General features: G+C 55.2%; 21 protein-coding genes and 1 pseudogene. 9 read left to right on the forward strand and 13 right to left on the reverse strand.

Annotated elements, in window-relative coordinates; genetic code table 11:
* Positions 1-13: 13 nt before the first annotated feature.
* The 3 genes from HF650_RS19510 to lysA all read right to left on the reverse strand — a co-directional run bounded on the left by HF650_RS19510 (position 14) and on the right by lysA (position 4,288).
* Positions 14-1,441 (reverse strand): glycoside hydrolase family 1 protein, encoded by a 1,428-nt coding sequence (locus tag HF650_RS19510; protein WP_187799998.1) that lies wholly within the window; start codon positions 1,439-1,441, stop codon positions 14-16.
* A gap of 7 nt (positions 1,442-1,448) precedes the next feature.
* A complete protein-coding gene (locus HF650_RS19515) occupies positions 1,449-2,786 on the reverse strand; it encodes a PTS transporter subunit EIIC (protein ID WP_076769149.1) in 1,338 nt (445 codons plus the stop codon).
* Between the two features lie 239 nt (positions 2,787-3,025).
* Complete coding sequence (gene lysA, locus HF650_RS19520) at positions 3,026-4,288, reverse strand: diaminopimelate decarboxylase (RefSeq protein WP_187799999.1); 1,263 nt, start codon at positions 4,286-4,288, stop codon at positions 3,026-3,028.
* Between the two features lie 121 nt (positions 4,289-4,409).
* On the opposite strand from lysA, the gene HF650_RS19525 reads away from it, so the two are divergent.
* The gene (locus tag HF650_RS19525) at positions 4,410-5,336 is read left to right on the forward strand and encodes a LysR family transcriptional regulator (protein ID WP_187802769.1); all 927 of its coding nucleotides are present in this window, start codon (positions 4,410-4,412) and stop codon (positions 5,334-5,336) included.
* Here the strand turns inward: HF650_RS19525 and HF650_RS19530 are convergent.
* Positions 5,333-6,025, reverse strand: a complete 693-nt coding sequence (locus tag HF650_RS19530) for an aspartate/glutamate racemase (RefSeq protein ID WP_187800000.1) — start codon at positions 6,023-6,025, stop codon at positions 5,333-5,335. The two genes, HF650_RS19525 and HF650_RS19530, sit on opposite strands and share 4 nt — an antisense overlap.
* A gap of 147 nt (positions 6,026-6,172) precedes the next feature.
* Here HF650_RS19530 and HF650_RS19535 point away from each other — a divergent pair, with 147 nt between their 5' ends.
* The 5 genes from HF650_RS19535 (at position 6,173) to HF650_RS19555 (ending at position 11,255) form a co-directional block, all read left to right on the forward strand.
* Positions 6,173-6,499, forward strand: a complete 327-nt coding sequence (locus HF650_RS19535; RefSeq protein ID WP_023480914.1) for a cupin domain-containing protein — start codon at positions 6,173-6,175, stop codon at positions 6,497-6,499.
* A gap of 479 nt (positions 6,500-6,978) precedes the next feature.
* Positions 6,979-7,869, forward strand: a complete 891-nt coding sequence (locus HF650_RS19540) for a sugar ABC transporter permease (RefSeq protein WP_094421947.1) — start codon at positions 6,979-6,981, stop codon at positions 7,867-7,869.
* Positions 7,862-8,764, forward strand: coding sequence for a carbohydrate ABC transporter permease (locus tag HF650_RS19545; RefSeq protein WP_023480718.1), 903 nt, complete (start codon positions 7,862-7,864; stop codon positions 8,762-8,764). The genes HF650_RS19540 and HF650_RS19545 overlap by 8 nt, the downstream gene beginning before the upstream one ends.
* Positions 8,765-8,776: 12 nt before the next feature.
* Positions 8,777-9,904 carry an ABC transporter ATP-binding protein gene (locus HF650_RS19550; RefSeq protein ID WP_042711606.1) on the forward strand — a complete coding sequence of 376 codons (1,128 nt, stop codon included), beginning with the start codon at positions 8,777-8,779 and terminating at the stop codon, positions 9,902-9,904.
* A gap of 61 nt (positions 9,905-9,965) precedes the next feature.
* Positions 9,966-11,255: an ABC transporter substrate-binding protein gene (locus tag HF650_RS19555; protein WP_187800001.1), complete on the forward strand. Its 1,290-nt coding sequence runs from the start codon at positions 9,966-9,968 to the stop codon at positions 11,253-11,255.
* A gap of 104 nt (positions 11,256-11,359) precedes the next feature.
* Here HF650_RS19555 and HF650_RS19560 read toward each other — a convergent pair whose 3' ends face one another.
* From HF650_RS19560 to kduI, 3 genes are all read right to left on the reverse strand, one after another.
* Positions 11,360-12,778: a sugar porter family MFS transporter gene (locus HF650_RS19560; RefSeq protein WP_187800002.1), complete on the reverse strand. Its 1,419-nt coding sequence runs from the start codon at positions 12,776-12,778 to the stop codon at positions 11,360-11,362.
* A 308-nt stretch (positions 12,779-13,086) separates the two neighbouring features.
* Positions 13,087-13,848, reverse strand: coding sequence for a 2-dehydro-3-deoxy-D-gluconate 5-dehydrogenase KduD (kduD, locus tag HF650_RS19565; protein WP_023480692.1), 762 nt, complete (start codon positions 13,846-13,848; stop codon positions 13,087-13,089).
* A gap of 59 nt (positions 13,849-13,907) precedes the next feature.
* On the reverse strand, positions 13,908-14,744 hold the full coding sequence (gene kduI / locus HF650_RS19570; RefSeq protein ID WP_187800003.1) for a 5-dehydro-4-deoxy-D-glucuronate isomerase: 837 nt from the start codon (positions 14,742-14,744) through the stop codon (positions 13,908-13,910).
* Between the two features lie 497 nt (positions 14,745-15,241).
* Between kduI and HF650_RS19575 the strand changes: the two genes are divergently transcribed.
* A complete protein-coding gene (locus tag HF650_RS19575; RefSeq protein WP_187800004.1) occupies positions 15,242-16,417 on the forward strand; it encodes an oligogalacturonate lyase family protein in 1,176 nt (391 codons plus the stop codon).
* Between the two features lie 954 nt (positions 16,418-17,371).
* Here the strand turns inward: HF650_RS19575 and HF650_RS19580 are convergent.
* The 5 genes from HF650_RS19580 to HF650_RS19600 form a co-directional block, all read right to left on the reverse strand.
* The gene (locus HF650_RS19580) at positions 17,372-18,052 is read right to left on the reverse strand and encodes an oligogalacturonate-specific porin KdgM family protein (RefSeq protein WP_187800005.1); all 681 of its coding nucleotides are present in this window, start codon (positions 18,050-18,052) and stop codon (positions 17,372-17,374) included.
* Positions 18,053-18,493: 441 nt separating this feature from the next.
* Positions 18,494-19,675, reverse strand: a complete 1,182-nt coding sequence (locus HF650_RS19585; RefSeq protein WP_187800006.1) for an acetyl-CoA C-acetyltransferase — start codon at positions 19,673-19,675, stop codon at positions 18,494-18,496.
* 154 nt (positions 19,676-19,829) lie between these two features.
* A complete protein-coding gene (locus tag HF650_RS19590) occupies positions 19,830-20,642 on the reverse strand; it encodes a MetQ/NlpA family ABC transporter substrate-binding protein (protein WP_187800007.1) in 813 nt (270 codons plus the stop codon).
* 18 nt (positions 20,643-20,660) lie between these two features.
* The gene (locus HF650_RS19595; protein ID WP_023480933.1) at positions 20,661-21,329 is read right to left on the reverse strand and encodes a methionine ABC transporter permease; all 669 of its coding nucleotides are present in this window, start codon (positions 21,327-21,329) and stop codon (positions 20,661-20,663) included.
* Complete coding sequence (locus tag HF650_RS19600; protein WP_187800008.1) at positions 21,322-22,344, reverse strand: ATP-binding cassette domain-containing protein; 1,023 nt, start codon at positions 22,342-22,344, stop codon at positions 21,322-21,324. The genes HF650_RS19595 and HF650_RS19600 overlap by 8 nt, the downstream gene beginning before the upstream one ends.
* A gap of 395 nt (positions 22,345-22,739) precedes the next feature.
* On the opposite strand from HF650_RS19600, the pseudogene HF650_RS19605 reads away from it, so the two are divergent.
* Both HF650_RS19605 and HF650_RS19610 read left to right on the forward strand, forming a co-directional pair.
* Positions 22,740-23,702: pseudogene (locus tag HF650_RS19605) on the forward strand (cysteine synthase family protein); the annotation flags it as partial.
* A gap of 31 nt (positions 23,703-23,733) precedes the next feature.
* Positions 23,734-24,876 carry a PLP-dependent aspartate aminotransferase family protein gene (locus HF650_RS19610; protein WP_187800009.1) on the forward strand — a complete coding sequence of 381 codons (1,143 nt, stop codon included), beginning with the start codon at positions 23,734-23,736 and terminating at the stop codon, positions 24,874-24,876.
* Between the two features lie 20 nt (positions 24,877-24,896).
* On the opposite strand, the gene HF650_RS19615 is transcribed toward HF650_RS19610, so the two are convergent.
* A complete protein-coding gene (locus HF650_RS19615; RefSeq protein WP_187800010.1) occupies positions 24,897-26,228 on the reverse strand; it encodes a sensor domain-containing diguanylate cyclase in 1,332 nt (443 codons plus the stop codon).
* Positions 26,229-26,239 lie beyond the last annotated feature (11 nt).

Raw genomic sequence — 26,239 nt, forward strand, 5'->3', positions numbered from 1 at the left:
ATCAGTCGTTGCGCTATCTTACTTCATCATCAAGGGTCAGGGTCAACTGACGCTCATCCCTGAGCTTACGAAACCAGCCAAGAGACTTTTTCGGCCTGCGGTCGCGGTTATGTTGCAGGTCGATCTCCACCAGCCCATAGCGGTTTTTGAACGCATTCATCGGCGAAACATTATCGGTAAAGGCCCACAGCATGTAGCCCTGGCAATTTGCCCCCGCCTCCCTCGCGCGCAGTGCCTGGTAGAGGTGCGCGGCGATAAAGTCGATGCGGTAATCATCCTCAATGGTGCCCTGCGCGTTGCGAAACTGCCCTTCATTCTCAATGCCCATGCCGCTCTCCGCCACGAACCACGGAATATTGCCGTAGTCGTTTTTAAGGCGCATCGCCATATCAAACACAATCTCGGGCAGGATCTCCCAGCCGCGGGAGGTGTTCATCTTGCGCCCCGGCAGCTCAAACGGCTCGTAATAGTAAGCCGGGTGGAAAGGGGTTTTCGGGTGCCACGCGCGAGATGGCGCTTTGACGCGGTGCGGATAGTAGAGGTTGATCCCCAGCTCATCGACGGTGTTATCGCGAATAATCGCCAGCTCCTCGTCGCTGTACGTCCACTTCACCCCATGTTTCTCCAGCAGCGCCAGCAGCTCCGCCGGGTAGTGGCCTTTAACCATCGGGTCGAGAAACACCCGGTTGTAGAAAAGATCGTAGCGCTCGGCCGCCAGCAGATCGTGCGGCGCGCGCGAACGCGGGTAGGTCACTTCCGGGTTGAGAATGCAGCCGACGCTGCCCTTGTACCCCTTCTCGCGAAACAGCTTCACCACTTTCGCGGTGGCGAGGTTCTTATGGTGGTTCCACTGCATCCAGGTGGAGGTGTTCTGCTCGTAAGGCCAGCGCAGCGCGTCAAGGTAGACGCGGGTCTGCACCACAATCGGCTCGTTAAAAGTGAACCAGCGCGTCACCTTCTGGTGGTAGCGCGCCAACACCTTTTCGACATAGAGCAGGTAGAGTTCGACCACTTTTTTCGACGCCCAGCCGCCGTAGGTTTCCAGCAGATAACCGGGCAGTTCATAGTGCTCAAAGCAGATCATCGGCTCAATGCCGTGACGCGCCATCTCAGCAAACAGCTCGTCGTAGTAAGCGGCGTAGCGCTCATCCACCACGCCATTTTCATAATCGGTAAGAAAACGCGACCAGTTGATGGAGGTGCGGTAGTGGCTTAAGCCCGCCTGCTTCATCAGTTGCACATCTTCGCGAAAGCGCTGGTAGAAGTTAGTCGCCACCGCCGGGCCGTAGCCCTGATGCCAGACGTGACGATCGTTTTTGTACCAGAGATCGGGCCACGAATCCTGGCCCTCGCGTTTGTCTTTCCACCCTTCCGTTTGCCAGGCCGACGCGGCGGCACCGAGGATAAAGTCAGGCGGGATGGTGACAGTTTTCGTGCTCATAACGTCCTCACACTTTCGGCGTTGAAGAGGTGGCTTCCGCCTGCAGCTGCGCCTGCTCGGCGCGGCGTGAGGCAATCTTCACAAACGGCAGGTAGATAATGATGGCGGTCAGGATGCAGATCAGCTGCGTGATCACCGCCCCCATCGATCCGGCGGTGGAGAGCCAGGCATTGATCAGCGGCGGCGTGGTCCACGGCACCATCACCACCGCTTTACCGGCAAAGCCGCTGGCAGTGGCGAAGTAACCAATCGAGCCAGTCACCAGCGGCGTGATAATAAACGGGATCGCGAGGATCGGGTTGAGCATGATCGGCATACCGAAAATCACCGGCTCGTTGATGTTGAAGATCCCAGGGCCTATCGACAGCTTGGCGATCTCCTTCATCTCTTTGCGTTTGGTAGCGATCATCACCGCCACCAGCAGGCCAATGGTCAGCCCCGAGCCGCCGATGCTCATATAGACATCCCAGAACGGCATGGTGATGATGTTCGGCACCTCTTTGCCCTGCTCAAAGGCGCTCATATTGACGGTGATCGCCCCCAGCAGCAGCGGTTCGCGGATCGGTTTGATCATCTGGTTGCCGTGAATACCGATCACCCAGAAGAGCTGGGCAACAAACATCAACAGCAAGATCCCCGGCAGGCTCTGCACTACCCGCTCCAGCGGCTGCTGCACCACCTGGTAGACGGCGTCGTAGAGATACATGCCGGTAAGCTGGTGGAAAATAAAGCCGAAGGTGGCGATCGCGGTAGTAGTGATGATCGCCGGGATCAGCGCGGAGAAGGAGGCGGAGACGTTGGGCGGCACGGTGTCCGGCATCTTGATCTTCAGCCCTTCGCGCGTCTCGAGCCAGCAGTAGATCTCCACCGACAAAATGGCGATAAACATGCCGAGGAACAGGCTGCGGGTATCGGAGAACTGGCGCAGCAGCACATCTTTCACCACGTGCATCTGACCATCGACCAGCATTTCAACGGTGGTTGGCGTCACGCAGATAAAGCAGATTACCGCCAGCAGGCCGGGAAAGAGCGTGCGAATACCGTTAATGCGCCCCAGTTCAATACCGATTAAGAACACTGCGCCTATATTGAGGAAGTTAAGCGTGGCGTAGTTAATGGCGCTGGTAATTGGCTTTAGCGCCGCCAGAAAGGAGAGCGACTGGAAGCTGGCGAGCCCATTTTTCGGGTCCAGCACCATGTTGGAGATTAGCACAGAGAAGGCGCCGACAATGATCACCGGCATCAGGGTAATAAACGAGGCCTTGATGGCCATGATGTAGCGATAGCTGTTGAATTTCGTCGCGAAACTCCCCAGCGAATCGATGAGCTTTTCTTGTAGGGCCATGAGTTAACACCTCAGTTAAGGAGCTTTTTTATCGATGCAGGGATACCGCTGTCGTCCCATTTGGCATACCAAAAATAGCCACGCCCGGCGAAAAGTTCTGTGATGCGCCTCGCAACACCCTATCTGGTATTCCAAAATGCGGCATAGAGCGCATTTGGCATACCACCTTACGGATTGCAGGGATTTATGAAAAAAGGAGGGGCGATCCCGCTATGTGTCAGCGGGATCGTGGTTGAGGTTCAGAACTGCTCGAGGCCGATCAGCTCTTCAATGGTCTGGCGACGGCGAATCAGGCGCGCCATGCCGTTATCAAACAGCACTTCCGGCAGCAGCGGGCGGCTGTTGTAGTTTGAGGACATCGACGCGCCGTACGCGCCGGTATCGTGCAGGACTAAGTAGTCCCCCGCTTTCACTTCCGACAGCGAGCGCGTTTCCACTTTGCCGCCCTCTTGCTGGGTAAAGACATCGCCCGATTCGCACAGCGGACCGGCAACCACGGTGTCGATGCGCGCCGCGTCGCGCAGATCGCGCCCGTCGGCGGCCAGCGCCGTAATGTGGTGATAGCTGCCGTACATCGCCGGGCGCATCAGATCATTAAACCCGGCGTCGATCAGCACAAAGTGGCGGCTGCCCATGCTTTTCACGCTGCGCACCTGGGAGATCAGCACGCCCGACTCCGCCACCAGGAAACGCCCCGGTTCGATCTCCAGTTTCACCGCATGGCCGAGATGCTGCGCGATTCTCTCCCGCGCAGCGTTCCACAGGCCGTAGTAGTGCGCGGTATCAACCGGCTCTTCGCCTTCATGATAGGGGATCGACAAACCGCCACCGGCGGAGATGGCCGGCAGATCCTGACCGAAGTCGATCACCTGCTGCACCATCGCGCCGCACACCTGCTCAAGGTGACCATAATCGACGCCGGAGCCGATATGCATGTGGATGCCCGCCAGTTGCAGGCCGTAACGCTGCATCACCTCCAGCGCCGCGCCCATGTCGCTATACCAGATGCCATGTTTGCTGTTCTCGCCGCCGGTGTTAGTTTTCTGGCTGTGGCCGTGACCAAAACCGGGATTAACGCGCAGCCAGACGCGGTGGCCTGGCGAAACGGCACCGAGCTGCTCGAGCATATCTACCGAACCGGCGTTGACCGCGATGCCCAGTTCGCTGACGCGGGCGATAGTCGCCTCATCCAGCACATCGGCAGTAAAAACAATATCGTCCGGGTGCGTTTTCGGATCGTAACCCGCCGCCAGCGCACGCTCGATTTCGCCCAGCGACACCGAATCCACCTTCACGCCCTGCTCACGCATCAGGCGCAGAATATGGATATTGGAGCAGGCCTTCTGGGCAAACCGGATGACGTCGAAGTCACGCAGTTTGGCGATCTGCGCGCGAATGATTTGCGCATCGTAAACCCATACCGGGCAGCCAAATTCCGCTGGCAGTTGCAGCAGGTTAGCGGCGTTAAGGTCGGTTTCTGTCTGGTGTAGCGAGCGTGGCATAACAACTCCGTCAGCAATCTTTTTCAGGATTACGCCACAGGTTAGAGCGAATAAAAAATATCGTTTTATCGCAAGGCTATGCAAAAATGATATGGATAACGTTCTGCAACTGGATCTGATAATGCCCGCTGTTAACCTGCGCCATATCGAAATTTTTCATGCCGTGATGACCACCGGTAACCTGACCGAAGCTGCGGCCATGCTGCACACCTCGCAGCCGACCGTCAGCCGGGAGCTGGCGCGCTTTGAAAAGGTGCTGGGTCTGACGCTGTTTGAGCGCTCACGCGGGCGGCTACACGCCACGGTGCAGGGGCTGCGGCTGTTTGAAGAGGTGCAGCGATCCTGGTACGGGCTGGACAGGATTGTCAGCGCGGCAGAAAGCCTGCGCGAGTTTCGCCAGGGGGAGTTGTCAGTCGCTTGTCTGCCGGTCTTTTCACAATCCTTCTTACCGCTGCTGCTGCAACCGTTTCTCGCCCGCTACCCGGATGTCAGCCTTAATATCGTGCCGCAGGAGTCGCCGCTGCTTGAGGAGTGGCTCTCGGCGCAGCGCCACGATTTGGGCCTGACCGAAACGCTCTCGACGCCTGCGGGCACCGAGCGCACGCCGCTGCTGACCTGTAATGAAGTGTGCGTGATGCCAGAGGATCATCCCCTGGCGCAGAAAAGCGTGCTGACACCGGCGGATTTTCAGGGGGAGAACTACATTAGTTTGTCGCGCACCGACAGCTATCGTCAGCTTCTTGATGCGCTGTTCAATGAGCACCAGGTAAAACGCCGCATGGTGCTGGAGACCCACAGCGCGGCATCGGTCTGCGCGATGGTGCGCGCCGGGGTCGGCATTTCCGTAGTAAATCCGCTAACCGCCCTCGATTATGCCGCCAGCGGCGTGGCGGTGCGGCGTTTCAGCCTCGATGTACCCTTTACCATCAGCCTTGTGCGCCCGCTGCACCGCCCCGCTTCCGCACTGGTCGATACCTTTGCCGAACATCTGCAGGCGGCCATGCCGCGTATTACCGCGCCGCTGGCCGCCATGCTCGGCGAGGATTAAGAGAGCATAAAATCGACCGCGGCAGCAGCATGCAGCGCGGCCGTGTCGAACACCTTAATCGGGCTGTGGGTTTCAGGCAGCAGCAGGCCAATTTCGGTACAGCCGAAAATCACCCCTTCAGCCCCTTCGCTCGCCAACTGTTTGATCACATTCATAAAGTAGTAGCGCGATTCATCGCTAAAGGTGCCAAGGCAGAGCTCATCAAAGATGATCTCATTGATGCGCTGGCGATCTTCCGGGCCAGGCACCGTGGTTCTGATGGCGAACTGCTTCTCCAGCCGCCCGCGATAGAAATCCTGCTCCATGGTGTAGCGCGTGCCCAGCAGTGCGACATTGCGCAGCCCGGCATTTTCAATGGCGTGGCCGGTGGCGTCGGCAATATGCAGGAAAGGGATCTGGCAGCGCTCCTCAATTTGCCCCGCCACTTTGTGCATGGTGTTAGTACAGAGCACAATCGCCTGCGCGCCCGCCTGCTCAAGCCCCGCTGCCGCCTGGCCGAGGATCTCTCCGGCTCTGTGCCACTGCGCGGTGGCCTGGCAAGTTTCAATCTCGTGAAAATCGAGGCTATGCAACAGCAGGCTCGCGGAGTGCAAGCCGCCCAGGCGCGCTTTAACGCCCTCGTTAATCAGCCGATAGTAGGGAATGGTCGATTCCCAGCTCATGCCGCCCAGCAATCCAATTGTTTTCATCGCCTTTCTCCGTCTCGTTCTCGCGCAATCATGCAAAGTTGTGATCGACTTTCAACTTCTCCGGCCTGGCGTTTATTTTTCCGCCACCGTGAGATAAATTATTTAAAACATTGTTTCACTATCTCTTACCGACTACAGGACAGCCCGATGTTTATCTTTCATAAAGACACGCAACTTGACGACCTGGGCAACGGCGTTACGCGCCGTATTCTCGCCCATGGCGGCAAAATGATGGCGGTTGAAGTTATGTTCGAACAGGGCGCTGTCGGCCCGATGCATAACCACCCTCATGAGCAGCTCACCTATGTTTTATCCGGGGAGTTCGAATTTACCATCGGTGATGAGAAACATATCGTCACCGCAGGCGATACACTTTACAAGCAACCGCACATTATGCACGGCTGCGTCTGTCTGAAGCCGGGCACCCTGCTCGATACTTTCACGCCAATTCGCGAAGATTTTCTGCAATCCTGACGCTTTGAGCTGAGAAAAACGCCTCCCGCCGCGGAGGCGTTTTTATTTCTGCGCGACAACATAATCCTTCGCCAGATAATGGTTGAAATATTGAATGATTTCCCCACGCGATATTTTTCCCTGACCTTTCGGACGCCTAAATAACCTCTTTTTGTTTACTGAAAAGCCCGCGTTTTTTACGTCAAAATGACTGCCAAATCACTTTATTGAAACATCGTTTCGACTCCGATCACATTTCAGCAATTTAACGAATGACGGCTTCTTTAAACCCAATAAAATATTTTAAAACGATGTTTTACAATTCAAGAACGGAAGTTCAGAGGATTTTAAAACCCGGAATAACATCCGTAATTTCCGGCAGTTACAGATTTAAAACGTTTTGATTTCATTAAATATTGTGATCTAACGCACCCTTTATCATATGAAAGGGCGGCGGCTCTCCGAATCCGAATTACACATTGCTCGCCAGGTAGGTATCTATGAATGAAAACAGACTACTGGGATTGGCCTGGATATCACCTTACATAATAGGGTTGATTGTCTTTACCGCTTTCCCATTCATCTCATCCTTCTTTCTCAGTTTTACTGAGTATGATCTGATGAGCCCGCCGGTATTTAATGGCATCGAAAACTACCGCTACATGTTTACCGAAGATACTCTCTTCTGGAAATCAATGGGCGTGACGTTTGCGTATGTCTTCTTAACCATTCCGCTGAAGCTGGCCTTTGCGCTGGGCATCGCCTTTGTGCTCAATTTCAAACTGCGCGGCATCGGCTTTTTCCGCACCGCTTACTACATCCCGTCGATCCTTGGCAGCTCGGTTGCTATCGCGGTGTTGTGGCGCGCGCTCTTCGCCATTGATGGCTTGTTAAACAGCTTTATCGGCGTCTTTGGCCTTGATCCTATCAACTGGCTCGGCGAACCGTCGCTGGCGCTGATGTCGGTCACGCTGCTGCGCGTCTGGCAGTTCGGCTCGGCGATGGTGATCTTCCTGGCGGCGCTACAAAACGTTCCGCAGTCGCAGTATGAGGCAGCGATGATCGACGGTGCCAGCAAATGGCAGATGTTTATGAAAGTGACCGTGCCGCTGATTACGCCGGTGATCTTCTTCAACTTCATTATGCAGACCACGCAGGCGTTCCAGGAGTTTACCGGCCCGTATGTCATTACCGGCGGCGGCCCGACCTACTACACCTATCTCTTCTCGCTCTACATCTACGACACCGCGTTCAAATATTTCGATATGGGTTACGGCGCAGCGCTGGCCTGGGTGCTCTTCCTGGTGGTGGCGGTCTTTGCCTCTGTCGCCTTTAAGTCCTCAAAGTATTGGGTCTTCTACTCTGCCGATAAGGGAGGCAAAAATGGCTGATGTTCAACACCTTACGCCGGGTATGAAAGAGGCTGAGCGTGAAGTGGCGCGCACCCTGCGCCGCGAGAAAATCAGCGCCTGGATCCGCTATACGATCCTGCTGCTGGTCGGCCTGCTGATGCTCTACCCGCTGGCGTGGATGTTCTCGGCGTCGTTCAAACCGAACCATGAGATCTTCACCACCCTCGGGCTGTGGCCGAACCACGCAACCTGGGACGGTTTTATCAACGGCTGGAAAACCGGTACCGAATACACTTTCGGCCATTACATGCTCAACACCTTTAAGTATGTGATCCCGAAAGTGATCCTGACGATCATCTCGTCGACGGTGGTGGCATACGGTTTTGCGCGCTTTGAGATCCCATGGAAGAACTTCTGGTTCGGCACGCTGATCGCCACCATGCTGCTGCCAAGCACCGTGCTGCTGATCCCGCAATACCTGATGTTCCGTGAAATGGGCATGCTCAACAGCTATATGCCGCTCTACCTGCCGTTGGCCTTCGCCACGCAGGGCTTCTTCGTCTTTATGTTGATTCAGTTCTTACGCGGCGTACCGCGCGATATGGAAGAAGCGGCGCAGATAGATGGCTGTAACTCGTGGCAGGTGCTCTGGTACGTGGTGGTGCCGATCCTGAAACCGGCGATTATCTCCGTGGCGCTGTTCCAGTTTATGTGGTCGATGAACGACTTTATCGGGCCGCTGATCTACGTCTACAGCGTGGATAAATACCCCATCGCGCTGGCGCTGAAGATGTCTATCGACGTGACCGAAGGCGCACCGTGGAACGAAATTCTGGCAATGGCGAGTATCTCCATCCTGCCGTCCATCATTGTCTTCTTCCTGGCACAGCGCTACTTCGTACAGGGCGTCACCAGCAGCGGAATCAAAGGTTAAGAGGGAAGTATCATGGCTGAAGTAATTTTCAACAAACTGGAAAAGGTCTACTCCAACGGCTTCAAAGCGGTACATGGTATCGACCTGAAAATCGCCGACGGTGAGTTTATGGTGATCGTTGGCCCCTCCGGCTGCGCCAAATCGACCACTCTGCGCATGCTGGCAGGGCTGGAGACCATCAGCGGCGGCGAAGTGCGCATCGGCGAGAAGATTGTCAACAACCTCGCGCCGAAGTCGCGCGGCATCGCCATGGTGTTCCAGAACTACGCGCTCTACCCGCATATGACCGTACGCGAAAACCTCGCCTTTGGCCTGAAGCTGAGCAAAATGCCGAAGGATGAGATCGCACGCCAGGTGGACGAAGCGGCGAAAATCCTCGAGCTCGAAGAGCTGATGGATCGCCTGCCACGCCAGCTCTCCGGCGGCCAGGCACAGCGCGTGGCCGTTGGCCGTGCGATTGTGAAAAAACCGGATGTCTTCCTGTTTGACGAGCCGCTCTCCAACCTCGATGCCAAGCTGCGCGCCTCAATGCGCATCCGCATTTCGGATCTGCATAAGCAGTTAAAAAGCTCCGGTAAACCGGCGACCACTGTTTATGTGACCCACGATCAGACCGAAGCGATGACCATGGGCGACCGCATCTGCGTGATGAAGCTCGGCCATATCATGCAGGTCGATACGCCGGATAACCTCTATCACTTCCCGAAAAACATGTTCGTTGCGGGCTTTATCGGCGCGCCGGAGATGAACATCAAACCGGCGAAAATTGTGCAGAAAGAGGGTTCCCTGCACATTACCGTCGGCCAGGAGACGCTGGCGCTTAATGCCCATCAGCAGGAGCGAGTCGCTGCTTATGCCGACAAAGAGGTCTTCTTTGGTGTGCGTCCGGAGTTTGTCTCCGTCTCCGATGAGCCTTTCAGCGACGACTGCGGCGCGGGCGATCTGGTGCGCGTCGAGAATATGGGGCACGAGTTCTTCGTCTACCTGAAAGTCGCCGACTATGAGCTGACCGCCCGCATTCCCTCTGATGAAGCCAGGCCGTTGATTGCTAAGGGACTTCACCGGAAGGTGTACTTTAAGTTCGACATGAATAAGTGCCATATCTTTGACGCGAAAACGGAACAGAACATCTCTTTATAGCTAAAACATGCGGGCCGCCTCAGGCGGCCTCAGCGTGACCTACATAAACTGGAGTATAAAAATGAAAAAAGTGCTAATCGGCGCAGCTATCTCCGCAACCCTGGGCATGTGCGCTGTACCCGCCACCGCCGCTGACAATGTTGATTTGCGTATGTCCTGGTGGGGCGGCAACGGTCGTCATCAGGTCACCTTAAAAGCGCTGGAAGAGTTTCATAAACAGCATCCGGACATTACCGTGAAGTCCGAATATACCGGCTGGGATGGGCACCTCTCCCGCCTGACCACGCAGATCGCCGGCGGCACCGAGCCAGACGTCATGCAGACCAACTGGAACTGGCTGCCGATCTTCTCGAAAAATGGCGAGGGTTTTTACGACCTGAACCAGGTGAAAGATATTATCGATCTCAGCCAGTTCGACGCTAAAGAGCTGCAATCCACCACCATTAACGGCAAGTTGAACGGTATTCCTATCTCAGTGACCGCACGCGTCTTCTACTTTAATGACGAGCAGTGGAAAAAAGCGGGCGTCAGCTTCCCGAAAACCTGGGATGAGTTAATGGCGGCGGGCAAAACCTTTGAGAGCAAGCTCGGCAAACAGTACTACCCGGTCGTGCTGGAGCACCAGGATACGCTGGCGCTGCTCAACTCTTATATGGTGCAGAAGTACAACATTCCGGCCGTTGATGAAAAGACGAAAAAATTCAGCTACAGCAAAGAGCAGTGGGTTGAGTTCTTCCAGATGTATAAAAAGCTGGTCGACAGCCACGTGATGCCGGATTCGAAATACTACGCCTCGTTTGGTAAGAGCAACATGTATGAGATGAAGCCGTGGATCGAGGGCGAATGGGGCGGCACCTATATGTGGAACTCCACCATCACCAAATACTCCGACAACCTGAAGCCACCGGCAAAACTGGTGCTGGGCGACTACCCGATGCTGCCGGGCGCCACCGATGCAGGGCTGTTCTTCAAACCGGCGCAGATGCTGTCGATTGGTAAATCGACCAAACATCCGAAAGAGGCGGCACAGGTGATTAACTTCCTGCTGAACAGCAAAGAGGGTGTGCAGACGCTGGGCCTTGAGCGCGGTGTGCCGCTGAGCAAAGTGGCGGTTGAGACGCTGGCCGCCAGCGGGGTTATTAAAGAGGACGACCCGGCGGTTGCGGGCCTGCGTCTGGCGCAGTCGCTGCCGGCGAAGCTCTCGGTATCGCCATATTTTGACGATCCGCAGATTGTGGCGCAGTTCGGTACCGCGATTCAGTACATCGATTATGGTCAGAAAACCGTTGAAGAGACCGCGACGGACTTCCAGCGCCAGGCCGAGCGTATCCTCAAACGCGCCATGCGCTAATCCGGAAAAAAATGCCCGGTGGCGCTACGCTTACCGGGCCTGGGAATGCAGTTTCATTAGGTTTTGTAGGCCGGATAAGCGCTTGCGCGCCATCCGGCACTTCCTCACACGCCGATATTGCGCAACTTCTCCCCGGACATCAAACGACGCTCGATATGCTCCAGCGTCACGTTTTTCGTCTCCGGCACCAGCCAGAAGGTGACACCCACAAACGCCAGGTTCAGGGCGGTATAGAGCCAGAAGGTGCCTGCCGCGCCAATCGCATCCAGCAGCGTCAGGAAGGTCGCGCCGATAATCATGTTCGACACCCAGTTAGTGGTAGTAGAACAGGTGATACCGAAATCGCGGCATTTAAGCGGCTGGATCTCGGAGCACAAAATCCATACCACCGGCGCAGCACTCATCGCATACCCGGCGATACAGAGCATCGTCATGCCGACCGACACCCACGACAGGCCGCTGGAGGCTGTGCCATTATCAAACTGCATCAGGCAGTAGCCGAGGATCAACGTACCGATCGCCATTACGCTAAAGCCGATTTTCAACGCCGGTTTGCGCCCGGCTTTATCCACCGTAAAGACGGCGATAAAGGTGGCGAACATAAAGGTCAGGCCAACCACCAGCGTGGCGATCATCTGCTGCTCGGTGGTAGTAAAACCGGCCATCTTAAAGATGCGCGGCGCGTAATACATGATGATGTTCATGCCGGTAAACTGCTGCATCGCCTGAAGCAGCATGCCAAGGAACACCGCGCGGCGCACGTTGCGGTTGCTTTTAAAGAGTTGAAAACCGCCCTGCTTTAACTTCAGGCTTTCACGAATTTCATTCAGCTCTTCACGCGCTTTTTCCGACGTATCGCGCAGCATGCGCAACACCTCTTCCGCTTCAATATGACGCCCTTTTTGCGCCAGCCAGCGCGGACTGTTGGGTAAAAAGATCACCAGAATTATCAACAGCACCGCTGGCAGCGCCAGCACGCCGAGCATCGCCCGCCAGTTGCCGCTGTAGCTGAATGCGGTATCGGAGAGAAACGCCAGCACAATTCCCAGCGTCACCATCAGCTGGTACATGCTAATCATCTTGCCGCGCACGTTTTCGCTCGCCATCTCGGAGAGATAGAGCGGCGCAGTGTAGGAAGCAATACCGACCGCGACGCCAAGCAGTACGCGGGAGATGAGCAGCACTTCGACATTGGTCGCAAACGCCGAGCCGAGCGAACCGGCAACAAACAGAACCGCGCCGACCATCAGGCTATATTTACGGCCGAGGCGAAATGAGAGCCAGCCATTAAACAGCGCGCCAATCGCCGCGCCGAGCATCATGCTGCTCACTACCCACTCCTGCAGCCGATTGCTTAGGGTGAAGTGATCGGTAATAAACGGCAGCGCACCGGCAATAACGCCGATATCGAGACCAAACAGCAGCCCGGCGACTGCGGCGGAAACAGAGACAAACATATTCATGCGCCGGGTATCACGCAGCGCGCGGGGTAAAGCGACAGAATCATTACTGAGAAAAGCCATTATTATTTCCTGCCTGCACAGAGTAAGACGTTATATGAAAGTAAGGCAGCGGCGGGAAAAGCGTCAGTGAGGAAAATGCGAAGATATGGATAAAATCGCTGTCAGCTATTGTTTTGTGATGGAGTTTACAATTTTGAAAATAGTGTTTAAGCGCTAAACTATTTTTAATTCGCTTATTTTTAAAGATATTTTATTAGAAGTGAAATAATTGAGAGTAAATGATATGGATATTTCAATTTGTTGCGTATGGACAAATATTATGCAGATATAAAAAAACCTGCCGCAGCAGGTTTTTTTACAGGCAGGGATTAACGCGCCAGCCAGCCACCATCAACGGCAATAGTGTAACCGTTAATATAATCAGAGGCTTTGGAGGAGAGGAACACCACCGGCCCCATCAGATCGCTCGGCAGACCCCAGCGGCCAGCCGGGATGCGATCGAGGATCTCGGCGCTACGCTGTTCGTCCGCGCGCAGCTGCTGGGTGTTGTTGGTCGCCATGTAACCCGGCGCAATCGCGTTAACGTTGATGTTGTGCTTCGCCCACTCGTTCGCCAGCAGGCGGGTCACGCCCATCACGCCGCTTTTCGAAGCGGTGTAAGAAGGCACCCGGATACCACCCTGGAAGGAGAGCATCGAGGCGATATTGATGATTTTGCCGCCGTTACCCTGGGCGATAAAGTGTTTCGCCGCCGCCTGCGACATAAAGAAGACGCTTTTGATATTCAGGTTCATCACGTCATCCCAGTCCTGCTCGCTGAAATTGATCGCATCTTCACGGCGGATCAGACCGGCGTTATTCACCAGGATATCGATTTTGCCGAACTCGGCTACAGCGCGCTCCAGCAGTGCCGGGATGCCGTCGATCTTACGCAGATCGGCGGTCAGGCTCAGAAAACGGCGGCCCAGCGCGGTGACGCGCTCGATGGTTTCGGTCGGTTCAACAATGTTGATGCCGACGATGTCGCAGCCCGCTTCCGCGAGGCCCAGCGCCATGCCCTGCCCCAGACCGGTATCGCAACCGCTCACTACCGCAACTTTACCTTGAAGAGAAAATGCATCCAGAATCATGTGAGTTCCTTAATCTATCAGCGCCTGTCACGGACAGGCAGAGTGTTTGCTGCCCGCAATTAGCGCAGATCTTTTACGGCGACGTGGTCCATGTCATCAAAGACCTGGTTTTCGCCCACCATCCCCCAGATGAAGGTGTACGCGCGCGTACCAACACCTGAATGGATTGACCAGCTTGGTGAAATCACCGCTTGTTCGTTCTGCATCACGATATGACGCGTCTCCTGCGGCTGGCCCATCATATGGAATACGCAGGCGTCCTCTTCCATATTGAAGTAGAAATAGACTTCCATGCGGCGTTCATGGGTGTGGCACGGCATGGTGTTCCACAAGTTGCCCGGCGCCAGCTCGGTCAGCCCCATGCTTAACTGGCAGGTCTCCAGCACGTCCGGCACAAAGTACTTATTAATGGTGCGGCGGTTGCTGGTTAACGGATCGCCGAGGGTGACGGGGGAAACCTCCGCAGGCGTCACTTTTTTGGTTGGGTAGGTGGTATGAGCCGGGGCGCAGTTGTAGTAAAACTTCGCTGGTTTCGCCGCATCAACGCTGGCGAAGACCACCTCTTTCGCACCTTTGCCGACATAGAGCGCATCGCGGTGGCCGATTTCATACATTTCGCCATCGACGGTAATGGTGCCTGCGCCGCCGATATTAATAACACCAAGTTCACGACGCTCGAGGAAGTAGGTGACGCCCAGCTGTTTACCCACTTCGCCGCCAACCGACACACTCTTCGCCACCGGCTTGATCCCGCCAACGATGATGCGGTCGATGTGGCTGTAAACCATGGTGTATTCATCATCGACGAACACCTTTTCGATTAAAAACTCGTTGCGCAGCCCCTGGGTATCCAGGGTTTTAGCGTGCGCGCTGTGGATGCTTTGTCTGACTTCCACACATACCTCCGACATCAATGTTCAGCAAAATGGCCTGAGACGAAACAGAGAAACAGTGTTCCGTTTCAACTTTTGCTGCATCTTATCCCGGCTAAAACATGTTTTCAATCTTATATAAAACAACGTTTCAATTTTTATGTTAGTTATTTTCCGTTCTGGAAGTGGGATCACGATTGTTGAGCGTTGACAAGCGTAACGAGGGACTCAAGGATTCCGCGTCGCTTCGCTTAATTGATATTTATCAAGGAGTTAAATGCATCTTTAAAATTTGACCTTTACAGCAAAATTTCTCGTTTAAAATCAAAGCTCATTATTGACGCCCGTGATATCACAACTGCTTTTAGGCTCTTTCGTAATAATTTTCTTATAAATTGCGCACGCAATCACAAATATTGAAACGATGTTTTGATAAATTGAAATCCTATTTTTAAACTTAAGCAGATTCGGGGTCATGCGGGGACGCAACATGGCGGCCGGCCCCTCTACAGGAGAGAAAAATGGCGAAAGGCATGCGGGTAAAACTCAACTATGCAGTGAGCCGCGATCCGGATACCGGCGCACAAGTGACCCGCTTAACCCCTCCGGAGGTGACGTGTCACCGCAACTACTTCTATCAAAAGTGCTTCTTTAACGACGGTAGCCATCTGCTGTTTGCCGGTGAGTTTGACGGTAACTGGAACTACTATCTGCTCGATATTGAGAATGCCGAAGCGGTGCAGTTAACCGAAGGCGCGGGCGATAACACCTTTGGCGGCTTTCTCTCGCCGGATGACAGCGCGCTCTACTACGTGAAAAACGATCGTACCCTGCGCGAAGTTAACCTGCACACGCTGGCTGAACGCGAGATCTACCGCGTCCCCGAAGAGTGGGTAGGTTACGGTACCTGGGTTGCCAACAGCGACTGCACCAAGCTGGTGGGGATTGAGATTGCCGCCAGCGACTGGACGCCGCTCAACGACTGGCAGCTGTTCCATGACTTCTTCCATAAGGGGCCACACTGCCGCCTGCTGCGCGTTGATTTACAGACTGGCGAAAGCAAGGTGATTCATGAAGAGAAGATCTGGCTCGGTCATCCGATCTATCGCCCGTTTGATGACAACACCGTGGCGTTTTGCCATGAAGGCCCGCACGATCTGGTCGATGCGCGGATGTGGCTGGTAAATGAAGATGGCAGCTACGTGCGCAAAGTGAAGGATCATGCTGAAGGCGAGAGCTGTACCCATGAGTTCTGGGTGCCAAACGGCTCGGCGCTGGTCTATGTCTCCTATCTGAAAGGCGAACAGGGGCGTACCATCTCGCGCTACAACCCGGAGAGCGGTGTGAATGAAGAGATTATGCCAATGCCAGCCTGCTCGCATTTAATGAGTAACTTTGACGGTACGCTGTTGGTCGGCGATGGCTCCGGCACGCCGGTGGATGTGAAAGATACCGGCGGCTACACCATTGATAACGACCCTTATCTCTATGTTTTCGATGTGGCGAAAAAAGGATATTACCGCGTCGCGCGCCATGACACCTCGTGGGCGACCTTTGCCAACAGCCGCCAGGTCACGCATCCCCATCCATCTTTTACCCCGGATGACAGCGCGGTGCTGTTCAGCTCCGATAAAGAGGGCAAACCGGCGCTCTATATCGCCAAACTGCCCGAGCAGCGCACCCTGCTGCAACCCTGAATTTGAGTGAGTGTTTCTGTAACTGGCCTTGCCCTCCTCTGGAGGGCCTTTTTTTGCCCGCTTTTCTTCGGCATCGATTCCGTAGGCCGGATAAGCGTAAGCGCCATCCGGCAATAAACTGTGCGGTAATCACGCCGGATGGCGGCGATGCATTATCCGGCCTACATGATTCCACACCCCGGCATCGAACCCGTAGGCCGGATAAGCGTAAGCGCCATCCGGCAATAAACTGTGCGGTAATCATGCCGGATGGCGGCGATGCCTTATCCGGCCTACATGGTTCCACACCCCGGCATCGAACCCGTAGGCCGGATAAGCGTAAGCGCCATCCGGCAATAAACTGTGCGGCAATCACGCCGGATGGCGGCGATGCCTTATTCGGCCTACATGATTCCACACTCGGGTATTGATCCCGCAGGCCGGATAAGCGTAAGCGCCATCCGGCAATAAACTGTGCGGTAATCATGCCGGATGGCGGCGATGCCTTATCCGGCCTACATGATTCCACACCCCGGCATTGATCCCGCCGGCCGGATAAGCGTAAGCGCCATCCGGCAATAAACTGTGCGGCAATCATGCCGGATGGCGGCGATGCCTTATCCGGCCTACATGGTTCCACACTCGGGTATTGATCCCGTAGGCCGGATAAGCGTAAGCGCCATCCGGCAATAAACTGTGCGGCAATCATGCCGGATGGCGGCGATGCCTTATCCGGTCTACATGATTCCACACTCGGGTATTGATCCCGTAGGCCGGATAAGCGTAAGCGCCATCCGGCAATAAACTGTGCGGTAATCACGCCGGATGGCGGCGATGCCTTATCCGGCCTACATGATTCCACACTCGGATATTGATCCCGTAGGCCGGATAAGCGTAAGTCACGAGCGGCGCGAAGAAGGACGGGCATAAAAAAACCCGGCGACATGCACCGGGTATTTAAGGATATACGGAGGCTCAGAAAGAGTAAGCAACACCCAGACGGAAACGTGTCTGACGCTCGTCGGTATTTTTCACGCCCACATTGCCGACTTCGACATACGGTGACCAGTTTTTGTCGAGTTTGTACGCCAGCTTAGCGTTATATTCGTTGGAGTAGTTTTTATTATTCTCACGCACCACATCCTCCGTGCTCTTGGCATATACGTAGTTCAGCTCGGTGCGGAAATCCCCCATCGCCCAGCCCACCCACGCATCAAACTTATTGACTTTGTTATCGACAACGTTGGAATCCGGGTTACGGGTATATTCATAGCGGTAGCGACCGGCAATATAGACGCCGTTATCAAAGCTGTATTGCGCATGAATATAGGGTTTATAGATGGAGAAGGTATCTTTACTCTCAATATTAAAACCTGGCGTTAAAGCAATATTTTTGGTTGCGGCCCAGCGCCAGTTGATCGACTCTTCGTGACCGTTACCGACAATCTCGGTTAAGGGTTTATCAGCGTCATCGCCACCCGATTTCCATTTCGCTTCAACGCCAAAACCCAGACCATTATCAAAACGATGCGACACCGCTACGCGATCGGCGTTGGAGCCACTGTCAATGTATTCATGACGCAGATCGACGGTAACAGCGTACGAAGCGAAAGACGCGCCAAGGAGGGTAGCAAGGGCCAGAGTTCTCTTAAACATGAGTCACCTCAATAATTAAAATTATGTTCCATTTTTATGGAATTGCATTTTATTTTTATAGTAACTTTATTTTAGTGATCTGGATCGTAAATATATCTACAGAAAATAGCGAAGTAAAAGCGCGTGACGAGCATCAATAAAAGTTGCCCTTTAGGGTTAAAAAAAGCGTTTAAGATCACAACCCATGCTTATTATTTCGTTTTGTAGAGAGAGTATTAAATAGAAAAAGAGGGGGGCAGGAGTTAATGCAAATAAAATTAATAAGCAGGCTTATCAATTGAAAACAAAATGGTCACGCAGGGAATGATAATATTTTCAGCGGTTGCGTTAATTCTTATGGAAGAAAAGAGGGAGTTTTATTTTTATTAAAACGTAAGCTGCGAGGGAGATCACAAATAATAACGCCCTCAGGGCGAGGGCGTTATTATCAAGCGGGCAAGATTAGTCACGTTCGATGGCCAGCGCGACGCCCTGCCCCCCACCGATACAGAGCGTTGCCAGCCCTTTACGCGCCTTGCGCTTTTGCATCTCATGCACCAGCGAGACCAGGATGCGGCAGCCGGAAGCTCCAATCGGATGGCCGAGCGCAATCGCCCCGCCGTTGACGTTGACGCGCTTCTCATCCCACTCAAGAATTTTGCCCACCGACAGCGCCTGCGCGGCATAAGCCTCGTTGGCTTCAATCAGATCGACATCATCCAGCTGCCAGCCAGCGCGTTCAAGGCAACGGCGCATGGCGTAAACCGGCGCGATGCCCATCAGCGCCGGATCAACGCCCACGCTTGCAAAGGCACGAATGCGCGCCAGTACCGGTAAGTTGAGCGCCTCTGCGCGTTCCGCGCTCATCATCAGCACCGCCGCCGCGCCATCGTTAATAGGCGATGCGTTACCGGCAGTCACCGAGCCGCTGGTTGCAAAAGCCGGGCTAAGCTGCGCCAGCGCTTCGGCAGTGGCATCGGTGCGCGGCTGCTCATCGGTATCGACCAGCACGTGCTTGCCGTCGGCGCTCTGGGTTTGCACAGGCACAATCTCGTCGCGAAAACGGCCGGAGTCGATAGCCATCCGCGCTTTATGTTGCGAACTGAGCGCCCACTCATCCTGGCGCTCGCGGCTGATGCCATACTCCCGCGCCAGGTTCTCTGCCGTAACGCCCATATGGTAATCATTGAATGCATCCCATAACCCGTCATGCACCAGGCTGTCGATAAGCTGGCTGTTGCCAAGCTGCGCCCCGGTGCGGCTGTCGGTTAACACATGCGGCGCGCGGCTCATGTTCTCCTGGCCACCGGCAATCACCACGTCGGCTTCGCCGCACTGGATCGCCTGCGAGGCGAGATGCAGCGCTTTCAGCCCGGAGCCGCATACGTCGTTGATGGTGATAGCGGAAACCGTATTCGGCAGCCCGCCTTTGATCGCCGACTGACGTGCCGGGTTCTGCCCGGCTCCGGCAGTTAGCACCTGGCCCAGAATCACTTCATCGATATCCTGCGGCTGCACGCCGCTGCGCGCCAGTAACGCCTGCACCACCGCGCTGCCCAGCTCAACGGCAGAGTGACGCGACAGCGCCCCCTGAAAACAGCCGATTGGCGTGCGCACCGCGCCGACAATCACCACATCTTTCATCTCTACCCCCACGGTGGCTGAACCGGGCAATAGTAGAGCATTGTTAAAAAGGTTTATCGGGGATGTTTAAAATTGGTGAGATTAATCACAACGAATCGTGCAGAGCAGTCGAAGAGAGAGATGCGCGGCCAGGACGACCGCGCATCAGGGGAGATTAGTTGTTTACCGGAATAACCGCGCCTTTATATTTGGTGCGGATCCACTCCTGAATCTCTTTTGAGTGCAGCACGTTCACCAGCGCCACGATATCTTTCTTCTTCTCGTCGCCGCGATGCACGGTAATGATGTTGGCATACGGGTTGTTCTCACCGCTCTCGACGGCAATCGGATCGTGCACCGGGTCGAGACCGGCATCAATTGCGTAGTTGGCGTTGATCACCACCGCGTCGCCTTCATCGTTGTTGTACATCTGCGGCAGCAGCGCAGCTTCAACGTTCGGCAGGAACTTCAGTTTTTTCGGGTTCTCAACGATATCGTCGATGCGCGCGGTCACTTTATCGATGCCCGGCTTCAGTTTGATGACGCCCTCTTTCTCAAAGATAGAGAGGATACGCCCCTCTTCAGAGACCGCGTCACGCATGATGATTTTGCCGCCTTGCGGCAGATCTTTCAGCGACTTATATTTTTTGGAGTAGATACCAATCGGCTCGATATGGATCGCACCGGCGCTGACGAAATCATAGGTTTTGTCGCCGGCGTGATCTTTCAGCACGCTGTTCAGATACGGGATGTGCTGGAAGTAGTTGGCATCGATTTCACGGCCCGCCAGCGCGGTGTTCGGCAGGATGTAATCCTGGAACGGTTTGATCTCCAGATCGATGCCCTGCTTCGCCAGAATCGGCTTCGCCTGCTCAAGGATCTCTGCGTGCGGTACGTTAGACGCTCCGACGGTCAGCGTATCGGCCCAGGAGGAGAAACTCAGCACGCTGAGGGTGGCTGCGGCAATCAGTGTCAGTCTCTTTTTCATGTTGTTGGTTTCCAATAGTTATCGTTTATCTAACAGAGAAGTAATCACGTCGCCGCAGAACTGGATGATGAAGACGATGATAAGAATGGTCACCGTCGCCACCAGCGTGACGTCGTTATGGTTCCGCTGGAATCCTTCCAGATAAGCAAGATTGCCCAGGCCACCTGCGCCGATCACCCCGGCCATGGCGCTGTAGCTCACCAGCGCAATCAGCGTCACGGTAATACCGGAGACCAGCGCAGGCGATGATTCGGGAAGCAGCACCCGAAAGACCAAAGTGCTAAGACGCGCGCCCATTGAGCGCGTCGCCTCAATCACACCCTTATCCACTTCACGCAGCGCAATCTCCACCAGCCGCGCATAGAACGGTGCCGCGCCGACAATCAGCGCTGGCAGCGCTGCGTTAGCACCGAGGATCGAGCCGACAATCGCCTTGGTAAAGGGGATCAACAGCACAATCAAAATGATGAAGGGAATCGAGCGGAAGACGTTCACCAGAATCGAAATGACGCTATAGAGCGCGCGGTTCTGGAACAGGCCGCCGCGCGCGGTGAGAAACAGTGCCAGCCCCAGCAGAATGCCCAGCACGAAGGTTGCCGCGCCCGAGAGCGCTGTCATATAGAGCGTCTCCTGCGTCGCCGCCCAGAGTTGCTCCCATTTCAGGTGCGGAAAAAGTGATTCAGCCATGGGTCACGACCTCGCTCTCAATGTTGCTCTTGCCGAGATCGGTAAGAATATTGTTCAGTTGTTCCGGGGTAGCCACCACGTGCACCCATAATTGCCCAAATACGCCGTGCGCCGTCTGCGACATCTTGCCGTGCAGAATGTTAAACGGCAGGCCGTAGCGCAGCGTCAGTTCGCCGACAATCGGCTGATGAGTGCTGTGGCCGGTAAAGGTCAGCTTGATCACCGTGCCATCAAGATCGCTGTTCAGATCCGGGTTGAAAGCTTCCTCTTCTTTATACTGGCTCACCTGGCGCACAAACTGTTTGGTGATCGGCTGCTGCGGATGGGTAAAGACCTGCAGTACATCGCCCTCTTCCACTACCCGCCCCTCTTCCATCACCGCGACGCGGTCGCAAATCTTGCGCACTACATGCATTTCATGGGTGATCAGTACAATCGTCAGCTTAAAGCGGCGATTGATATCGAGCAGCAGGTCGAGGATCTGATCGGTGGTTTGCGGGTCGAGCGCTGAGGTGGCTTCATCGCAGAGCAACACATCGGGATTGTTGGCCAGCGCGCGGGCAATGCCGACACGCTGTTTCTGCCCGCCGCTCAGTTGCGACGGATAGGCATTTTCGCGCCCTTTCAGCCCCACCAGCTCAATTAATTCAGCAACGCGCGCGTTGATGGCCTTCTTCGGCGCACCGGCGATCTGCATGGAAAAGGCGATGTTCTCGCTCACCGTGCGCGACCATAAAAGATTAAAGTGCTGAAAGACCATGCTGATCTTCAGGCGCGCCTGGCGCAGCGTTTCGCCGCGTGCGGCGGCGATGTCCTGGCCGTTAATCACCACGCTGCCGTTAGTCGGTTTTTCCAGCCCATTCAGTAAGCGGATCAGCGTACTTTTGCCCGCACCGCTGTAGCCGATGATTCCATAAATTTGCCCCTGCTCAACCGTCAGATTGACGTTGTCGACGGCGGTAATCGATGCCTTTCCCTGGTCGAAGATCTTAGAGATATTCCTGAGGACGATCATGCGTTGTTATATTCCGTTTGGCGGTTTAGCAGTATGGATGTCCATATGATAATAATCAGCCAGAGTGATAATACAAATAACCAAATAGACATTAGATATAGCAGAAAGCGCTAAAAGCGTTATAACGCGGCGTCGCAAACTAAGAATTTATTCAGCATAAGATTGCCGAAAAACGCATAACGACGGCGAAAAGGTAAAGAAAAAGAGCAAAAAATCGCTAAAATCGCACTCTTTTAGCGATATAACCATCCAGACGACCGTACGGCTTGCCGCCCTGACGGCTAAACAGTGATTTATATTTCCATTCGTTCTAAATACCAAACAAAGATTCTTTAAACACGCAAAAAGAGAGACCTATCATCCGCTCACTTCCCCAATTAGCGAGCAAATGGGTTATGTCACTTTTTCATTCAGTAACTGAATTAATTGGTAATACGCCGCTGCTGCAACTGCATAAATTACCGACCGGGCCGTGCGCGCTCTTTTTAAAACTGGAAAACCAGAACCCCGGCGGCTCGATAAAAGACCGCGTCGCGCTGTCGATGATCAATGAAGCCGAGCGGCAAGGCGTGCTGGCACCAGGCGGAACCATCATTGAAGCCACAGCGGGTAACACCGGCCTTGGGCTGGCGCTCATTGCCGCGCAAAAAGGCTACTCGCTGCTGCTGGTAGTACCCGACAAGATGAGCCGCGAGAAGATTTTCCATCTGCGCGCGCTGGGAGCGAAAGTGGTGCTTACCCGCTCCGATGTGAACAAAGGTCATCCGGACTATTACCAGGAGTATGCGCGCCGTCTCGCCGACGAGATACCGGGCGCGTTCTATATCGACCAGTTTACTAACCCCGCTAATCCACTGGCGCATGCCACCTCCACCGCGCCGGAACTCTTCGCGCAGCTGGCGGGAAAAATCGATGCCATTGTGGTGGGTGTCGGCTCCGGCGGTACGCTCGGCGGGCTGCAGGCATGGTTTGCCGAACACTCTCCCGATACTGAATTTGTGCTGGCCGACCCGGCAGGCTCCATTCTCGCCGATCAGGTGGAGACGGGGCGCTACGGCGAACCCGGCGCGTGGCGGGTTGAGGGGATCGGCGAAGACTTTATCCCACCTCTGGCGCAGCTCGACGGCGTGCGTCAGGCGTTTCGCATTAGCGATAAAGAGGCTTTTGCTACCGCGCGCCTGCTGCTGCAACAGGAGGGCATCCTGGCTGGCTCCTCCTCCGGCACGCTGCTGAGCGCGGCGCTGCGCTACTGCCAGGCGCAAACCTCGCCGAAGCGGGTGGTCACATTCGCTTGCGATACCGGCAACAAATACCTGTCGAAAATGTTCAATGATGAGTGGCTACGCGAGCAGGGTCTGGCGTGATGGCCGTAAATAAAAGGAGTGAGCGATGAAATTACTGGCAACGCAGAGCGTCCATAGCGGCGTTTTTCACGACCAACACGGCGCAGTGATGCCGCCGATTTACGCCACCTCGACTTTCGCGCAACCTGCGCCGGGGCAGCATACCGGCTACGAGTATTCGCGCAGCGGCAACCCCACCCGCCACACGCTGGAGACGGCGATTGCCGAAATGGAAGGCGGAACCCGCGGCTACGCTTTCGCCTCCGGGCTGGCGGCAATCTCGACGGTGCTGGAACTGCTGGATAGCGGTAGCCATATCGTGGCAATTGATGATGTTTACGGTGGCACCTATCGCCTGATCGAAAACGTGCGTCGGCACAGCGCCGGGCTAGAGGTGAGTTGGGTGAAACCGGACGATCTGGCCGGGCTGGAAGCGGCAATCCGCCCACAAACGCGGATGATTTGGGTCGAGACGCCGACCAACCCGCTGCTGAAGCTGGTCGATCTGCAGCAGGTTGCGGCCATCGCCAGACGCCATAATGTGTTGAGTGTGGCAGATAACACCTTCGCTTCGCCGGTGATCCATCGCCCGCTGGCGCTGGGGTTCGACATTGTGGTGCACTCTGCCACCAAATACCTCAATGGCCACTCCGATGTGGTGGCAGGCCTCGCGGTGGTGGGCGATAACCCGCAGATTGCGGAGAAGCTGGGCTATTTGCAAAACGCGGTGGGCGGCGTGCTCGATCCCTTCAGCAGCTTCCTGACCCTGCGCGGTATCCGCACCCTGTCCCTGCGCGTTGAGCGCCACAGCAGTAATGCGCTGGCACTGGCCCACTGGCTGGAGCAGCATCCTCAGGTTGAAAAAGTGTGGTTTCCGTGGCTGGAGTCGCACCCGCACTATCATCTGGCGCGCAAACAGATGGCGCTGCCGGGCGGCATGATTTCGGTGGTAGTGAAAGGGGATGATGCGCGTGCAACGCAGATCATCCAGAAGCTGAAACTGTTTACGCTGGCAGAGAGCCTCGGCGGCGTGGAGAGCCTGGTAAGCCAGCCCTTCAGCATGACTCACGCCTCCATTCCGCTTGAGCAGCGACTGGCAAACGGTATCACCCCACAGCTAATCCGTTTATCAGTGGGGATTGAGGATGAAGCAGATCTGATTGCCGACTGGCAACAGGCGCTGGCCTGAGCGGCGGCAGTGGAGCGCTGTCAGGCGCCCAAAGAGGTGGGTATATCTCTGGCCGAGACCACCTGGTTGCGGCCCTGCCTCTTCGCGGCGTAGAGCGCGGTATCCGCCCGGTGAATTAACCCGCTGGCAATCATATGTAGCGGTTTTTCATCCAGCGGCAGAAGAGCGCTTTGCAGGGTCGCGACGCCGATGCTAATGGTCAAAAAGCCGGTCGGGCTGGCGGCGTGCGGACACTTGAGGGCGTTAATATCGTGACGTACCCCTTCGGCGACGCGCATCGCCTGCGCCTGGCTGGTGCCGGGCAGGATAATCAAAAATTCCTCCCCACCGTAGCGGCTGACATTGTTGTTGCTGCGCAGACGCGCTGAGGAGAGCGTGCTGGCAACCAGCCGCAAACAGTCATCCCCCGCCTGATGCCCCTGTGAATCGTTGAAATACTTAAAGTAGTCGATATCCGCCAGGCAGACCGAGAGCGGAAACCCCTCCTGCAGCGCACGGGTAATCTCCTGCAATAAGCGCTCATCCATATAGCGGCGGTTAAACAGCCCGGTCAGATGATCGTGCTGGGCATACTGCTGCAACACTTTATTGGCGTTCGCCAGCTTCTGCTCCGCCAGGCGACGCTCGGTGATATCAACCCAGGTGACCGACAACCCGACCACAATGTCCATCGCGTCGCGCACCGGCACTGCCTGAATATCGTAACTGCGCTCATGCCAGCTCAGCTCGCGCGACGGCGGCACGCCGCCCGCTTTTGCTAAGGCAAAATCGGCAACAAAAAAGGGCCAGAACTCCGGCATTAGCTGCTGAAAGTGGCAATGTGTATCTTTTGGCGCGCTCTCGCCAAGCAGTTTCGCCATCGCTTTGTTAAACATCACCAGATGCCCGCGGCTGTCGATCATACAGAGCGCCACGGCGGTGGTGTCGTAAATGGTCTCCAGTTGCAGTACGCGTTCGCCGAGATTGGAGATATTCCTGTCGATGCCGCGATAACCGCGTAGCTCGCCCAGCTCATCAAAAAGCGGAACGCCGCTGGTCTCCAGCACCACAATACCGCCATCGGCGCGCTGGTTGCGATTGACCAGCCCGGAAAAGGCGCGTTTTTCTGCCACGATGGCACCAAACGCACCGGCAACGCGCTCGGCTTCGCCAGGCGGCATAAAATCAAAAGGTGTTTTGCCAATCACCTCTTCTGGGGCAATCCCCAGTAGATCCGTTACTACGTCTGATGACCAGGTGTAACGCCCTTGTGCATCCACTTCCCAGACCCAGTCTGAATTATTATTTAATAATTCAAACAGATGCCTAATCTCTTCATCCCTGTGATCGTGCTCTTTTTTATCATTATTCATTTCATTGGTTC

The sequence above is a fragment of the Kosakonia sp. SMBL-WEM22 genome, from assembly GCF_014490785.1.
In the GTDB taxonomy this organism is placed as follows: Bacteria; Pseudomonadota; Gammaproteobacteria; order Enterobacterales; family Enterobacteriaceae; genus Kosakonia.

Coding starts and splice junctions, on each gene's coding strand:
- HF650_RS19585 (WP_187800006.1), bottom strand. CDS start 19,675: ATGAAAGATGTGGTGATTGTCGGCGCGGTGCGCACGCCAATCGGCTGT.
- HF650_RS19535 (WP_023480914.1), top strand. CDS start 6,173: ATGTTTATCTTTCATAAAGACACGCAACTTGACGACCTGGGCAACGGC.
- HF650_RS19590 (WP_187800007.1), bottom strand. CDS start 20,642: ATGAAAAAGAGACTGACACTGATTGCCGCAGCCACCCTCAGCGTGCTG.
- HF650_RS19555 (WP_187800001.1), top strand. CDS start 9,966: ATGAAAAAAGTGCTAATCGGCGCAGCTATCTCCGCAACCCTGGGCATG.
- HF650_RS19560 (WP_187800002.1), bottom strand. CDS start 12,778: ATGGCTTTTCTCAGTAATGATTCTGTCGCTTTACCCCGCGCGCTGCGT.
- HF650_RS19580 (WP_187800005.1), bottom strand. CDS start 18,052: ATGTTTAAGAGAACTCTGGCCCTTGCTACCCTCCTTGGCGCGTCTTTC.
- HF650_RS19610 (WP_187800009.1), top strand. CDS start 23,734: ATGAAATTACTGGCAACGCAGAGCGTCCATAGCGGCGTTTTTCACGAC.
- HF650_RS19600 (WP_187800008.1), bottom strand. CDS start 22,344: ATGATCGTCCTCAGGAATATCTCTAAGATCTTCGACCAGGGAAAGGCA.
- HF650_RS19545 (WP_023480718.1), top strand. CDS start 7,862: ATGGCTGATGTTCAACACCTTACGCCGGGTATGAAAGAGGCTGAGCGT.
- HF650_RS19595 (WP_023480933.1), bottom strand. CDS start 21,329: ATGGCTGAATCACTTTTTCCGCACCTGAAATGGGAGCAACTCTGGGCG.
- HF650_RS19540 (WP_094421947.1), top strand. CDS start 6,979: ATGAATGAAAACAGACTACTGGGATTGGCCTGGATATCACCTTACATA.
- HF650_RS19530 (WP_187800000.1), bottom strand. CDS start 6,025: ATGAAAACAATTGGATTGCTGGGCGGCATGAGCTGGGAATCGACCATT.
- HF650_RS19615 (WP_187800010.1), bottom strand. CDS start 26,228: ATGAATAATGATAAAAAAGAGCACGATCACAGGGATGAAGAGATTAGG.
- HF650_RS19510 (WP_187799998.1), bottom strand. CDS start 1,441: ATGAGCACGAAAACTGTCACCATCCCGCCTGACTTTATCCTCGGTGCC.
- kduD (WP_023480692.1), bottom strand. CDS start 13,848: ATGATTCTGGATGCATTTTCTCTTCAAGGTAAAGTTGCGGTAGTGAGC.
- lysA (WP_187799999.1), bottom strand. CDS start 4,288: ATGCCACGCTCGCTACACCAGACAGAAACCGACCTTAACGCCGCTAAC.
- HF650_RS19525 (WP_187802769.1), top strand. CDS start 4,410: ATGCCCGCTGTTAACCTGCGCCATATCGAAATTTTTCATGCCGTGATG.
- HF650_RS19515 (WP_076769149.1), bottom strand. CDS start 2,786: ATGGCCCTACAAGAAAAGCTCATCGATTCGCTGGGGAGTTTCGCGACG.
- HF650_RS19575 (WP_187800004.1), top strand. CDS start 15,242: ATGGCGAAAGGCATGCGGGTAAAACTCAACTATGCAGTGAGCCGCGAT.
- HF650_RS19550 (WP_042711606.1), top strand. CDS start 8,777: ATGGCTGAAGTAATTTTCAACAAACTGGAAAAGGTCTACTCCAACGGC.